This window comes from Streptomyces sp. SM18, assembly GCF_002910775.2.
Classification (GTDB): domain Bacteria; phylum Actinomycetota; class Actinomycetes; order Streptomycetales; family Streptomycetaceae; genus Streptomyces; species Streptomyces halstedii.
This window is the reverse complement of the sequence record NZ_CP029342.1, coordinates 5,472,554-5,484,339: the sequence shown is the minus strand read 5'-3', so window position 1 is coordinate 5,484,339 and position 11,786 is coordinate 5,472,554. Positions and strand designations below refer to the sequence as shown.

12 protein-coding genes are annotated in these 11,786 nt (G+C 71.3%); 6 read left to right on the top strand and 6 right to left on the bottom strand.

Annotated elements, in window-relative coordinates:
* Nucleotides 1-28: 28 nt before the first annotated feature.
* Both B9S64_RS24825 and miaA read right to left on the bottom strand, forming a co-directional pair.
* The gene (locus tag B9S64_RS24825; RefSeq protein WP_103491927.1) at nt 29-499 is read right to left on the bottom strand and encodes a hypothetical protein; all 471 of its coding nucleotides are present in this window, start codon (nt 497-499) and stop codon (nt 29-31) included.
* Between the two features lie 107 nt (nt 500-606).
* Nucleotides 607-1,545, bottom strand: a complete 939-nt coding sequence (miaA, locus tag B9S64_RS24820) for a tRNA (adenosine(37)-N6)-dimethylallyltransferase MiaA (protein WP_103491926.1) — start codon at nt 1,543-1,545, stop codon at nt 607-609.
* A gap of 148 nt (nt 1,546-1,693) precedes the next feature.
* Between miaA and B9S64_RS24815 the strand changes: the two genes are divergently transcribed.
* Nucleotides 1,694-1,942, top strand: coding sequence for an antitoxin (locus B9S64_RS24815; RefSeq protein ID WP_103491925.1), 249 nt, complete (start codon nt 1,694-1,696; stop codon nt 1,940-1,942).
* 151 nt (nt 1,943-2,093) lie between these two features.
* Here the strand turns inward: B9S64_RS24815 and B9S64_RS24810 are convergent, their stop codons facing one another.
* Together B9S64_RS24810 and miaB are read right to left on the bottom strand one after the other, a co-directional pair.
* Complete coding sequence (locus B9S64_RS24810; RefSeq protein ID WP_103491947.1) at nt 2,094-2,813, bottom strand: hypothetical protein; 720 nt, start codon at nt 2,811-2,813, stop codon at nt 2,094-2,096.
* A 130-nt stretch (nt 2,814-2,943) separates the two neighbouring features.
* Complete coding sequence (gene miaB, locus B9S64_RS24805; RefSeq protein WP_103491924.1) at nt 2,944-4,461, bottom strand: tRNA (N6-isopentenyl adenosine(37)-C2)-methylthiotransferase MiaB; 1,518 nt, start codon at nt 4,459-4,461, stop codon at nt 2,944-2,946.
* Between the two features lie 99 nt (nt 4,462-4,560).
* Between miaB and B9S64_RS24800 the strand changes: the two genes are divergently transcribed.
* Nucleotides 4,561-5,559: a TAXI family TRAP transporter solute-binding subunit gene (locus tag B9S64_RS24800; RefSeq protein WP_037879912.1), complete on the top strand. Its 999-nt coding sequence runs from the start codon at nt 4,561-4,563 to the stop codon at nt 5,557-5,559.
* Between the two features lie 102 nt (nt 5,560-5,661).
* Here B9S64_RS24800 and B9S64_RS24795 read toward each other — a convergent pair whose 3' ends face one another.
* Nucleotides 5,662-7,056 carry a HAMP domain-containing sensor histidine kinase gene (locus B9S64_RS24795; protein ID WP_028443703.1) on the bottom strand — a complete coding sequence of 465 codons (1,395 nt, stop codon included), beginning with the start codon at nt 7,054-7,056 and terminating at the stop codon, nt 5,662-5,664.
* Between the two features lie 14 nt (nt 7,057-7,070).
* Nucleotides 7,071-7,763, bottom strand: a complete 693-nt coding sequence (locus B9S64_RS24790; RefSeq protein ID WP_103491923.1) for a response regulator transcription factor — start codon at nt 7,761-7,763, stop codon at nt 7,071-7,073.
* Nucleotides 7,764-8,049: 286 nt separating this feature from the next.
* Between B9S64_RS24790 and B9S64_RS24785 the strand changes: the two genes are divergently transcribed.
* The 4 genes from B9S64_RS24785 to B9S64_RS24770 all read left to right on the top strand — a co-directional run bounded on the left by B9S64_RS24785 (nt 8,050) and on the right by B9S64_RS24770 (nt 11,523).
* Entirely contained in the window at nt 8,050-8,835 is a 786-nt protein-coding gene (locus B9S64_RS24785) for an amino acid ABC transporter ATP-binding protein (protein ID WP_103491922.1), read from the top strand.
* A 62-nt stretch (nt 8,836-8,897) separates the two neighbouring features.
* The gene (locus tag B9S64_RS24780) at nt 8,898-9,821 is read left to right on the top strand and encodes a glutamate ABC transporter substrate-binding protein (protein ID WP_103491921.1); all 924 of its coding nucleotides are present in this window, start codon (nt 8,898-8,900) and stop codon (nt 9,819-9,821) included.
* A gap of 152 nt (nt 9,822-9,973) precedes the next feature.
* Nucleotides 9,974-10,621 carry an amino acid ABC transporter permease gene (locus B9S64_RS24775; RefSeq protein WP_014048721.1) on the top strand — a complete coding sequence of 216 codons (648 nt, stop codon included), beginning with the start codon at nt 9,974-9,976 and terminating at the stop codon, nt 10,619-10,621.
* Entirely contained in the window at nt 10,618-11,523 is a 906-nt protein-coding gene (locus B9S64_RS24770) for an amino acid ABC transporter permease (RefSeq protein WP_103491920.1), read from the top strand. Before B9S64_RS24775 ends, B9S64_RS24770 begins: the two co-directional genes overlap by 4 nt.
* The last annotated feature ends 263 nt before the right edge of the window (nt 11,524-11,786 follow it).

Below are 11,786 nucleotides of genomic sequence, written 5' to 3'. Positions count from 1 at the left end.
CCTGGACGGGTCGGGTCCAGGCGGTGTCTCAGCCCAGGCGGGCGACGCGCCAGACGGCGAGCGCGACCAGTACGGCGCAGACGGCGGCGTAGAGGCCGACGACGCGCCAGTCCGGGCGTTCGGCCGATCCCCTGGCCGGCAGGCCGGGCCAGGTGTGGCCCACCCGGCGGGCCGCCATCATGCCCCAGCCGGCCGCGCAACCGCTGATCAGCAGTCCGAGCATGGCGACGACGGGCCCGCCGTCGCCGAACTCGAAGGCGAGGGGGAAGGCGAACATCAGGGAGCCGAGCGCCGCCAGGACCACGATGGGCGCGAGCTGCCAGATCCGCAGGCGCCGGGCCGGACGGAGCTCGACCTCGACCTCCGCCTCGGGGGTCACATCGGGTCCGTCGAGCCCGTCAGGGCCGTCGAGGCCGTCAGGCCCGTCGGGGCTGAGGCGTCCCGCCTCGTGCCGCGTGTCCGGTGCTTCCTGGTCGGTGTCACGAGGGCCGGCCGCCATCGCCACGCGCCCTCCCCACTCTGACTCCACTGGTCGATCGATGCTCGATGATGGCACGCTCGCGACGGCCGAAATGACGGTCGGAGCGTCCCGATGCCATCACGTGATCAGGCTGTGACCGCCCGTTCGACCAACGCCAGCGCGAGCCCCGGGAGTTCCCGGCGCCGCGCCTCGGCCCCGCTCAGCCACCGCACGCGCGCGTCGCGCCGGAACCACGAGTCCTGACGGCGCGCGAAGCGTTTGGTGGCGCGCACGGTTTCGGCGCGCGCCTCCTGTTCGGTGCACTCACCGGCGAGCGCGGCCAGCACCTGCTGGTAGCCGAGCGCCCGGGAGGCCGTGCGTCCCTCCCGCAGCCCGAGGGTTTCCAGGTGGCGCACCTCGTCCACCAGGCCCGCCTCCCACATCCGGTCCACCCGGGCGGTGATCCGGGCGTCCAGCTCCGGGCGTTCGACGTCCACCCCGATCTGTACGGCGTCGTAGACGGCCTCGTCGCCCGGGAGGTTGGCCGTGAAGGGCTTGCCCGTGATCTCGATGACCTCCAGGGCGCGGACGATACGGCGGCCGTTTCCGGCCAGGATGGCCCGAGCCGCCTGTGGGTCCGCGTCGGCCAGCCGGGCGTGCAGCGCGCCGGAGCCGTTCCGGGCCAGCTCCTCCTCCAGCCGGGCGCGTACCTCCGGGTCGGTCCCCGGGAACTCCAGGGCGTCGATGGCGCCCTTCACGTAGAGCCCGGAGCCGCCCACCAGGACGGGGACGCGGCCCGCGGCCAGCAGCCGGTCGATCTCAGCGCGCGCGAGCCGCTGGTACTCGGCGACGCTGGCCGTGTCGGTGACGTCCCACACGTCCAGGAGGTGGTGGGGGATCCCTCCGCGCTCGGCGGGCGTCAGCTTCGCCGTACCGATGTCCATCCCCCGGTAGAGCTGCATGGAGTCCGCGTTGACCACCTCACCGCCGAGCCGCTGGGCGAGGAACACCCCGAGATCGGACTTCCCGGCCGCGGTGGGGCCGACGACGGTGATGACACGAGGAGTGGGAGCCTGTCTTCTCACCGAGACAGTGTCTCAAATTTCAAGACGCCCCGGACCGGGGGGTGACACCCGGGACGCCGTGCGCGGCCGGACGCCCCCGGGACCACGCGCGATCGCCCTCACCCGGGTAAAATCGAGGTCACAGTCCCCCAGCACGGAAGGTGACCCCATGGGTTTCCTGGACAACCTGAAGGCCAAGCTGGCCCCGGCCAAGGAGAAGGTCGGCGACCTCGCGCAGCAGCACGGGGACAAGATCGACCAGGGTCTCGACAAGGCCGCCCGCACGGTCGACGAGCGCACCAAGGGCAAGTACAGCGACAAGATCGTGTCGGGTACGCAGAAGGCCAAGGACGCGGTCGACCGCCTCGGCCAGAAGAACGAGGGCGGCACGCCGCCGACGCCACCGCCCGCCGCCTGATCCGGGCGCCGGGTGGGCCGAGGGCCGTGGAGCCGTTGCCCCACGGCCCTCGGCCATGTCCGGGACCGCGCCTGCGCGGCCGGATCCCTGTGTTCCCTGTGTTCTCCGTGCGACCAGGGCGGAGTGGGGCGGTCGGGACGGAGCGGGACCGTCAGGACCAGGAGGCGACGACGTAGCCCACGCCGTACGGGGCGTCCTCGTACAGCGGTTGTCCGCCCAGGCCCGCACCCTCCGCCGCGCCCGCGAGGACCTGCCAGGGGGCCCGTCCGGCGACCGACAGTTCGTGTGCGAGCGACTCGTCCAGCGCCCTCAGCGCGGCGAGGTCAGCGGCACCCAGGGCGCGGGCGGCCTCCGCGTCGAAGTCCGCCGCCCGTTCGTCGAGGTAGCCGGGCGCCTTGACCGTGCGGCAGGCGCTTCCGTCGCCCATCACCAGCATGGCCACCCGCTCCGCCCGCGCCGCGAGTTCCCGTCCGGCCCGGACGCAGCGGTCCGGCTCCAGCCGTTCGGCGACTCCGAACCCTTCCACCGGCGCGCCGGACCAGCGGGCGTGCTCCAGCAGCCAGGCGCCGACGGCGAGGGAGGCGGGGAGCGGGCGAGCTGGGGCCGGGGACGGGGCGGGGGCCGGTCCGAGCCGGACCGTGAGCCCCACGCCGAACCCTGCGAAGGAGCCCGGCGAGCCCGCCGGGAAGGGCCCGAGGTGGTCCGGGCCCGCGGGGCCCGCCACGATCAGCAGGTCGGGCCGTGCGGCGGCGAGCACGCCCACGGCGTCGGCGCACGCGGCCCTCGCGGCATCGAGTTCGGGCGCGGCTCCGGCGGCCACCTCGGGCACCAGGAGCGGCGGACAGGGACAGACGGCGGCGGCGACGAGCATGCCGGTCAGCGTACTGCGCGAGGGTGCGCGGGAGGCGGCCACCCGGGACAGCACCGCAGGCACCCGGAAACGGCCCCGCCGCCGCCCATGGACGGCGCCGCCGCTTCCCGGACGGCACCGCCCCAGGGGGTCAGCCGAGGCCGCACCCCGGGACGGCCGCCTCGGGCAGCGGGGCCGGGACGCCGACGCCGGGGATGCCCAGCATCACTCCGGCCGGCTCGGGGGCCGCCGCGGTGCGCTTCTCCCAGGCGTCCCCCGACCGGGTGCGCCGCACGCCCAGCGGCGCACCCTCCGCGAGCAGGTGGTGCGGGGCGGCGTAGGTGACCTCGACGGTCACCACGTCGCCGGGGCGCACGTCCTGGTCCGGCTTGGTGAAGTGGACCAGGCGGTTGTCCGGGGCGCGGCCGGAGAGCCGGTGGGTGGCGCCGTCCTTGCGACCCTCGCCCTCGGCGACCATGACGTCCAGGGTGCGGCCGACCTGCTTCTTGTTCTCCTCCCAGGAGATCGCCTCCTGGAGGGCGGACAGCCGCATGTAGCGCTCCTGGACGACCTCCTTGGGGATCTGGTCCTCCATGTCGGCGGCCGGTGTCCCGGGGCGCTTGGAGTACTGGAAGGTGAAGGCGTTGGCGAACCGGGCCTCGCGCACGGCGTGCATGGTCTGCTCGAAGTCCTCCTCGGTCTCCCCGGGGAAGCCGACGATGATGTCGGTGGAGAGAGCCGCGTCCGGCATGGCCGTCCGCACCTTCTCGATGATCCCGAGGAAGCGCTCCTGGCGGTAGGAGCGGCGCATGGCCTTCAGGACGCGGTCCGAGCCGGACTGCATCGGCATGTGGAGCTGGGGCATGACGTTGGGGGTCTCGGCCATCGCCGCGATCACGTCGTCGGTGAAGTCGCGCGGGTGGGGCGAGGTGAAGCGGACGCGCTCCAGTCCGTCGATCGTGCCGCAGGCGCGCAGCAGCTTCGAGAAGGCCTCGCGGTCGCCGATGTCGGAGCCGTAGGCGTTCACGTTCTGCCCGAGGAGGGTGATCTCGCTGACGCCCTCGGCGACGAGCGCCTCGATCTCGGCGAGGATGTCGCCGGTGCGGCGGTCCTTCTCCTTGCCGCGCAGGGCGGGGACGATACAGAAGGTGCAGGTGTTGTTGCAGCCCACCGAGATCGACACCCAGGCGGCGTACGCGGACTCGCGGCGGGTGGGCAGCGTGGAGGGAAAGGCCTCCAGGGACTCCGCGATCTCCACCTGGGCCTCCTCCTGGACCCGGGCGCGCTCCAGGAGCACCGGCAGCTTGCCGATGTTGTGCGTACCGAAGACGACGTCCACCCAGGGGGCACGGGCGACGATGGTGTCGCGGTCCTTCTGGGCCAGGCACCCGCCGACGGCGATCTGCATCCCGGGGCGCCTGGTCTTCATCGGGGCGAGGCGGCCGAGGTTGCCGTAGAGCTTGTTGTCGGCGTTCTCGCGCACGGCACAGGTGTTGAAGACGACGACGTCGGCGTCCCCGTCGGAGCCCTCCGGGGCGCGCACGTATCCGGCGTCCTCCAGCAGGCCCGACAGCCGTTCGGAGTCGTGGACGTTCATCTGGCACCCGTAGGTGCGTACCTCGTAGCTCTTCTGGACGTCCACTGCTTCGCTCCGGTTGCCGCTGCTCATGGGACAAGGGTAGGCGGTGGCGGGGCTCCCCCGGCCGCCGGAGCCTTCGCCCGGGATCGGGCCTGGCCAGGACGGGGACCGGCCTGGCAGTATCGCGCCATGCCGCACGCACTGTCCCGTTTCGCCCGTCGGCGCGCCTTTCAGGGGGGCGCGGCCGCCGTCGTCGTCCTGGGCCTCCTGGTGTGGTGGGTGCTGCCGCTCGGGAAGCCGGAGCCGAGCGGGACGCTCACGTTCTCCACCGGGGTGCGCAGCGGGGTCTACGAGCGCTACGGGCAGCGGTTGGAGGGCGCGCTGGCCAAGGACATGCCGAAGGTGTCGATACGGCTGCGGACCAGCGAGGGTTCGCAGCAGAACATCGAACGGGTGGCGACGGGCGAGGCCGACTTCACCATCGCCACCGCCGACGCCGTGGCCACCTACCTCCAGAGCGGCAGGCCCGGGGGCGAGCGGCTGCGCGGGTGTGTGCGTCTGTACGACGACTACGTGCAGTTGGTGGTCCCCCGGGACTCCGACGTACGGGAGGTCGCCGATCTGCGGGGCAAGCGGGTCGGCGTGGGCCAGAAGGGCTCCGGGGTGACGCTCGTCGCGGACCGGCTGATGGCCGCGGCGGGTGTGGACCCGCAGGACGGGATCACACCGGTCGAGGCGGGTATCGACACGATGCCCCAGAGGCTCGCGGACGGGCTGCTGGACGCCTTCTTCTGGTCCGGCGGGCTGCCGACGGGTGCGCTGGAGGACCTCTCGAAGAAGTTCGCCGTCCGGCTGGTGCCGCTGGAGGACGCGCTCATCCACACGCTCCAGACGGCCGGGGGCTCGACCCGCCACTACCGCTCGGCCGTGATGCCGGCGGACGCCTACCGGGACGCGCAGCAGGGGCAGGCCGTGCGGACGGTCGCGGTGGCCAACCTGCTGATCACGACGGACCGTACGGATCCGCTGATGACCGAGGCGTTCACCCGGACCGTGATCGACAGCCGGGACCGGATCGGGCGCGAGGTGCACGCGGCCCAGCTGGTGGACCTGCGTACAGCGATCTACACCGATCCGCTGCCGCTGCACGAAGGGGCCAAGCGCTACTACCGCTCGGCGAAGCCCTGACCCGGCGGGCCCGCGCGACGGGCCCTGGCTTCGGGTCCCGGGTGACGGACGACGGGTGACCGGCCCCAGGGTGACGGTCCTGGGCGGGCGCCCCGGGGGCCGTCAGACGTGCGGCGGGTTGCGCGGCACGGTGACCGTGACCCGCAGGCCGTGCGGCTCGTGCACGCCGTAGCCGATCGATCCGCCGCCCGCCGTGAGCAGGGTGCGCGAGATGGACAGACCGAGGCCGGACCCCTGGACGTTCTGGTGCCGGCCGCTGCGCCAGAAGCGGTCGCCGACGCGCTCCAGCTCCTGTTCGCTCAGTCCGGGCCCCCGGTCGGCGACGACGACCGTCGTGCCGTCGCCGTCGGTCCCGGCGGTGACCCGGACTTCCTCGCCGGGGGGCGTGAACTTCAGCGCGTTGTCGATGACGGCGTCCAGCGCGCTGGAGAGGGCCACCGGATCGGCCCACCCGGTGACGGCCGGCGAGCCGTCCAGCGTGAGCCGTACGCCCTTCTCGTCGGCCAGCGGGCGCCAGGAGGAGACGCGTTCGGCGGTGAGTGCCGCGATGTCGGTGAGCTGGAGGTCGGCCGCGGCGTGCTCGGCCAGCGCCAGGTCGAGCAGGTCGTCCAGGACCCGGGCGAGGCGCTTGCCTTCCGTACGGACGGAGGCGATCTCCTCGTTGCCGTCCGGCAGTTCCAGGGCCAGGAGCTCGATCCGCAGCAGCAGGGCGGCCAGCGGGTTGCGCAACTGGTGCGAGGCGTCGGCGACGAAGGCGCGCTGCTGCTCCAGGACGTCCTCGACGTTGTCGGCCATCTCGTTGAACGAGCGGGCCAGCCGCCGCAGTTCCGGGGGCCCACCGGACGCCGCGACCCGCGACCTCATCCGCCCGCTGGCGATGTCGTGGGTGGCCGCGTCCAGGATCCGTACGGGCAGGAGCACCCACCCGGCCAGCCGGAACGCCGCCCCCAGCGCCACCAGCATGGCGACCGCCTCGCCGAGGGCGATGAGCAGCCAGCCGCGCAGGATCCGGGAGCGCATCTCACCGGTGGGCGAGTCGGTCACCACCACGGCGACCACGTCACCGTCCCGTACGACCGGTGAGGCGACGACGACCCGGCCGTCCTGCCAGGGCCAGACCTGCGGCGGGTCGTGCGAGCGGCGCCCCAGCAGCGCCTCCTTGAACGCCTCGCGCCCCTCCCCCTCGACGGGCAGGAACCATGCCGCGGGGGCCTTGGCGAGGGCCCGGTCGTCCCGGTAGAAGACCCCGACCCTGATCCCGTACACCGACTCGTAGGCCTCCAGCTCGGTCTGCAGGACGCGCTGCCGTTCGTCGGAGCCCGCGAGGGGCTCGCTCACGAACTGGGCGAGCGCGGCGAACCGGGCCGTGTCGTCGATCCGGTCGATGACGACCCGCTGCTGCTCGGCGGCGGCGACCCGGTCGGCCAACGGCAGGCCGAGGGCGAGCAGAACGGCGGCCATCAGCACGATGAGCAGCGGGAGCAGGCGGGTACGCACCGGTGCCGGACGCCTCAGCGGGACGGCGTGACGAGTCGGTAGCCGACGCCCCGCACGGTCTCGATCAGGGCGGGCAGCCGCAGCTTGGACCGGAGCGACGCCACGTGCACCTCCAGGGTCCGCCCGGTCCCCTCCCAGCTGGTGCGCCACACCTCGCTGATGATCTGTTCGCGGCGGAAGACCACCCCGGGGCGCTGCGCGAGCAGGGCGAGCAGGTCGAACTCCTTGCGGGTGAGCTGGATCTCCTGGTCGCCGACGCTGACCCTCCGGGTGGGCAGCTCGATGCGGACCGGTCCGAGCAGCAGGGCGGCCGCCGGGGTCGCGCCGGTGTCCTCGCCGGCCGTCCTGCGCCGGGCGACGGCGTGGATCCGGGCGAGGAGTTCGCCGGTGTCGTAGGGCTTGACGACGTAGTCGTCCGCGCCGAGGTTGAGGCCGTGGATCCGCGAGCGGACGTCGGCGCGGGCGGTCACCATGATCACGGGTGTCGTGGAGCGCTTGCGGATCTTCCCGCACACCTCGTAGCCGTCCTGGTCGGGCAGCCCGAGGTCGAGCAGGACGACCCCGAAGGGCTCCTGGTCGGCGGGGAGCAGGGCCCGCAGGGCCTCCTCGCCGCTGCGCGCGTGCACGACCTTGAATCCGTGCCGTGCGAGCACGGCGGACAGGGCCGCCGCGACGTGGTCGTCGTCCTCGACGAGCAGCAGCCTCATGGCCCTCCTCTCCGCCTCGCGTGTGCACGGACGGTTGGAACTATGCGTGATGGTGTGTACAGGGCATCCACGCCGATGAGGGGTACGCGCGTCAAGACCCTGCCCGTTACCACCGGGTTTCCGTTATGCACCCGGTACGCCGACGTGCGGTCCGCTGCGCCCCGTTCACACGGAGTGTCCGGTTGAGGCCGGATCGTTATGCTCAATTTCCGCTCAGATGTAATGACGCTGATCGCACTGCGTCACTAGGGTCCCTACCTAACCGAGGAGGACGGAGCAAGAGCCGATGAGCGGAGTTTCAGTGAACAAGGCCCCCGAGGATGCCGCGCCTGTGGCGGACGACCTTGTCGTACTGAGCAACGTCAACAAGCACTTCGGCGCGCTGCATGTGCTCCAGGACATCGACCTGACCATCGCCCGTGGCGAGGTCGTCGTCGTCATCGGGCCCTCCGGGTCCGGGAAGTCCACGCTGTGCCGCACGATCAACCGCTTGGAGACGATCGACTCGGGCGCGATCACGATCGACGGCAAGCCGCTGCCCCAGGAGGGCAAGGAGCTGGCCAGGCTGCGTGCCGACGTCGGCATGGTCTTCCAGTCGTTCAATCTCTTCGCGCACAAGACGGTGCTCGAGAACGTCATGCTGGGCCAGATCAAGGTCCGCAAGGCGGACAAGAAGGCCGCCGAGGAGAAGGCACGGGCCCTGCTCGACCGGGTGGGCGTCGGCGTGCAGGCCGACAAGTACCCGGCGCAGCTCTCCGGCGGCCAGCAGCAGCGTGTGGCCATCGCCCGTGCTCTGGCGATGGACCCCAAGGTCATGCTCTTCGACGAGCCCACGTCGGCGCTCGACCCTGAGATGATCAACGAAGTGCTCGAGGTCATGCAGCAGTTGGCCCGGGAGGGGATGACGATGGTCGTCGTCACCCACGAGATGGGCTTCGCCCGTTCGGCCGCCAACCGGGTCGTCTTCATGGCGGACGGAAAGATCGTCGAAGAGGCCACGCCCGACCAGTTCTTCAGCGCTCCGCGCAGCGACCGTGCCAAGGACTTCCTGTCGAAGATCCTTCACCACTGACCGCCCGCGCGGCCGGACGCCTGTCAGCACCACCAACGACCCACGACACGAGGACTGTTCCCATGAAGCTCCGCAAGTCGGCCGCCGTCGCGGCCATCGCCGTACTCGCCCTGACCGCGACCGCCTGCGGCGGCAAGGACGGCTCCGCCGGTGACAAGCCGTCGGGTGTCAAGCCCGGCACGTCCGAGGCTCCCGAACTCCCGAAGTACACCGTGGCGACCGGTGTCGACCTCGACTCGCCGGCCTTCAAGGCGGCCAAGAAGCGCGGCAAGCTGATCATCGGCGCCAAGGCCGACCAGCCGTACCTGGGCTTCGAGGACCAGTCGACCAAGGAGCGCTCCGGCTTCGACATCGAGATCGCCAAGATGATCGCGGCGGACCTCGGCTTCTCCGACAAGCAGATCGAGTGGAAGACCGTCGACTCCGGCATCCGTGAGACGGCGATCGCCAAGGGCCAGGTCGACTACCTCGTCGGCACGTACACGATCAACGACGAGCGCAAGAAGCAGGTCGGCTTCGCCGGCCCGTACTACAAGGCGGGCGCCGACCTGCTGGTGCGCAAGGACGAGACGGCCATCACCGGCAAGGACGCGGTGAAGGGCAAGAAGGTCTGCTCGATCGTGGGCTCCACCCCGCTCCAGGAGATCAAGAAGCCCGAGTACGGTGCCTCGGTCGTCGAGCTGGCCAAGTACTCGGACTGCGTGCAGCAGCTCCTCACCAAGCAGGTCGACGCCGTCACCACGGACGACTCGATCCTCAAGGGCTACGCGGCCGCCAACTCCGGCAAGCTCAAGGTCGTCGGCCAGCCGTTCACCGAGGAGCCCTACGGCATCGGCCTGAACAAGGACGACAAGGTCCTCCGTGAGGCCATCAACGCCTCCCTGGAGACCCACGTCCAGGACGGCACGTACAAGAAGATCTACGAGGCGACCCTGGGGCTGTCCGGTTCGGACTACACCGAGCCGCCGGCCATCGAGAAGTACTGACGCTGACGCTGACCGTCTCGTCACCGACGACCCGTCACCGGCACCGCGCGTGCCGGTGAGGCGTCCCGTACACCGCCCTCACTGAGCACGGCGCGCGTACGGGGCGCCCCTTCCCCTGCCCTGATGCCGCTGACCGCCGACGCGGAGACCTCATGAACGTATTGCTCGACAACTTCCCAGAGTTCCGCGACGGCTTCATAGGAACTGTGTCGATCACCGTCGTCAGCTCGGTCATCGCCCTGGTCCTGGGTGTCCTCATCGCCGGCTTCCGGGTCTCGCCCGTACCGCCGCTGCGAGTCTTCGGCACCGCCTGGGTGACCCTGCTGCGCAACACCCCGCTGACCCTGCTCTTCCTGATCTTCTTCTTCGTCGTACCGGAAATCCTCTTCCCCGGTATGAGCCCCTTCCTGCTCGGCTCGCTCGCGCTCGGCCTCTACACCTCGTCCTTCGTGTGCGAGGCCGTCCGTTCGGGCATCAACACCGTCCCCCTGGGACAGGCCGAGGCCGCGCGGTCCATCGGTATGACGTTCGCCCAGACCCTGCGCATGGTGATCCTCCCGCAGGCGACCCGGACCGTCATCCCGCCGCTGAGCAGCATCTTCATCGCGCTCACCAAGAACTCCGCGATCGCCGGGGCCTTCAGTGTCACCGAACTCTTCGGCTGGCAGAAGCTGATGAGTGACAGGGGCTACGACATCGTCCCCGTCTTCATCTGGGTGGCCCTCGGCTACCTGGTCGTCACCTTTGCCATCAGCGGTCTGTTCCGGCTGCTCGAGCGCCGTATGGAGGTCGCCCGATGAGTGCCAGCGTTCTCTACGACGCCCCGGGCCCCAAGGCCGTCGTCCGCAACCGCGTCTACGCGGTCGTCGGGTCCCTCGCGATCGTCGCCCTCCTCGCCGTCGGTGTGATGCGGCTGGCGGACAAGGGGCACCTCGCCCCCGAGATGTGGGACATCTTCAACTACACGGGCATCCGGCAGAACATCGCCGACGGCGTGCTCGCCACCCTCAAGGTGTTCGGGCTGGCCGCGGTCGGCTCCCTGGTGCTCGGCGTGGTGCTCGCCGTCGGCCGGCTCTCCGACCACAAGCCGGTCCGCTGGCTGGCCACCGGGTTCATCGAGCTGTTCCGCTCCATCCCGCTGCTGATCACGATCTACGCCATCTGGGTCGGCTTCCTGACCGACTACTCGATGTGGGCGCTGGCCACGGGCCTGTCGGTCTACAACGGCTGTGTCCAGGCCGAGGTGCTGCGGGCCGGAATCAACTCGGTGCCCAAGGGCCAGAGTGAGGCGGCGTACGCCCTGGGCATGAGCAAGACCCAGGTGATGCTCGGCGTCCTGATGCCGCAGGCGGTCCGGGCGATGCTGCCGACGATCATCAGCCAGCTCGTGGTGACCCTCAAGGACACCTCGCTCGGTTACATCATCCTGTACCCGGAGCTGCTGAACACCGCCCGCCTGATCGCGTCCAACACCCTGGTGAACGGCCAGTACCCGTACGTCTCGACGATCGTCGTCATCGGCGTCATCTACGTCGCGATGTGCCTGCTGCTGTCGGCGCTCGCCACCTGGATCGAGAAGCGCGGCCGCCGCGCCAAGACCGGCATCGTGATGGCCGGGGCGGCGGAGCCCACGGAGGCCCCGGGTGTCCTGGACGCCCCCGACGGTACGCCGGGTCCGCGCGGGGACGCTCCCAAGGAGTAGCCCACGGGTGTGAGGGGCATCCGCGGCCGGCTGTGTCGCGAACCGCCCCGGCGCGGGCGGACGGGCCCACCGGTTTCGGCCGGGGGCCCCTCCGGCATGTGCGGGCGGGGCACGTGCGGGCGGGGCGCGGGGAGGACGACGCGCCCTCGCCGTCCGTCTCCGGCGCGGGATCCGCCGCCGGGGCGCGGGGTCCGCACCGGCGTGGACACGCGCCCCGGAGCACCCGCGCCACCGCCGGGACACGGCTGTCACTTGACGCAAGC

What these genes read in the sequence shown, in the direction of transcription:
- B9S64_RS24785 (WP_103491922.1), top strand. Translation starts at nt 8,050, where the DNA reads ATGAGCGGAGTTTCAGTGAACAAGGCCCCCGAGGATGCCGCGCCTGTG.
- B9S64_RS24800 (WP_037879912.1), top strand. Translation starts at nt 4,561, where the DNA reads ATGCCGCACGCACTGTCCCGTTTCGCCCGTCGGCGCGCCTTTCAGGGG.
- B9S64_RS24815 (WP_103491925.1), top strand. Translation starts at nt 1,694, where the DNA reads ATGGGTTTCCTGGACAACCTGAAGGCCAAGCTGGCCCCGGCCAAGGAG.
- B9S64_RS24780 (WP_103491921.1), top strand. Translation starts at nt 8,898, where the DNA reads ATGAAGCTCCGCAAGTCGGCCGCCGTCGCGGCCATCGCCGTACTCGCC.
- B9S64_RS24770 (WP_103491920.1), top strand. Translation starts at nt 10,618, where the DNA reads ATGAGTGCCAGCGTTCTCTACGACGCCCCGGGCCCCAAGGCCGTCGTC.
- miaB (WP_103491924.1), bottom strand. Translation starts at nt 4,461, where the DNA reads ATGAGCAGCGGCAACCGGAGCGAAGCAGTGGACGTCCAGAAGAGCTAC.
- B9S64_RS24790 (WP_103491923.1), bottom strand. Translation starts at nt 7,763, where the DNA reads ATGAGGCTGCTGCTCGTCGAGGACGACGACCACGTCGCGGCGGCCCTG.
- B9S64_RS24810 (WP_103491947.1), bottom strand. Translation starts at nt 2,813, where the DNA reads ATGCTCGTCGCCGCCGCCGTCTGTCCCTGTCCGCCGCTCCTGGTGCCC.
- B9S64_RS24825 (WP_103491927.1), bottom strand. Translation starts at nt 499, where the DNA reads ATGGCGGCCGGCCCTCGTGACACCGACCAGGAAGCACCGGACACGCGG.
- B9S64_RS24775 (WP_014048721.1), top strand. Translation starts at nt 9,974, where the DNA reads ATGAACGTATTGCTCGACAACTTCCCAGAGTTCCGCGACGGCTTCATA.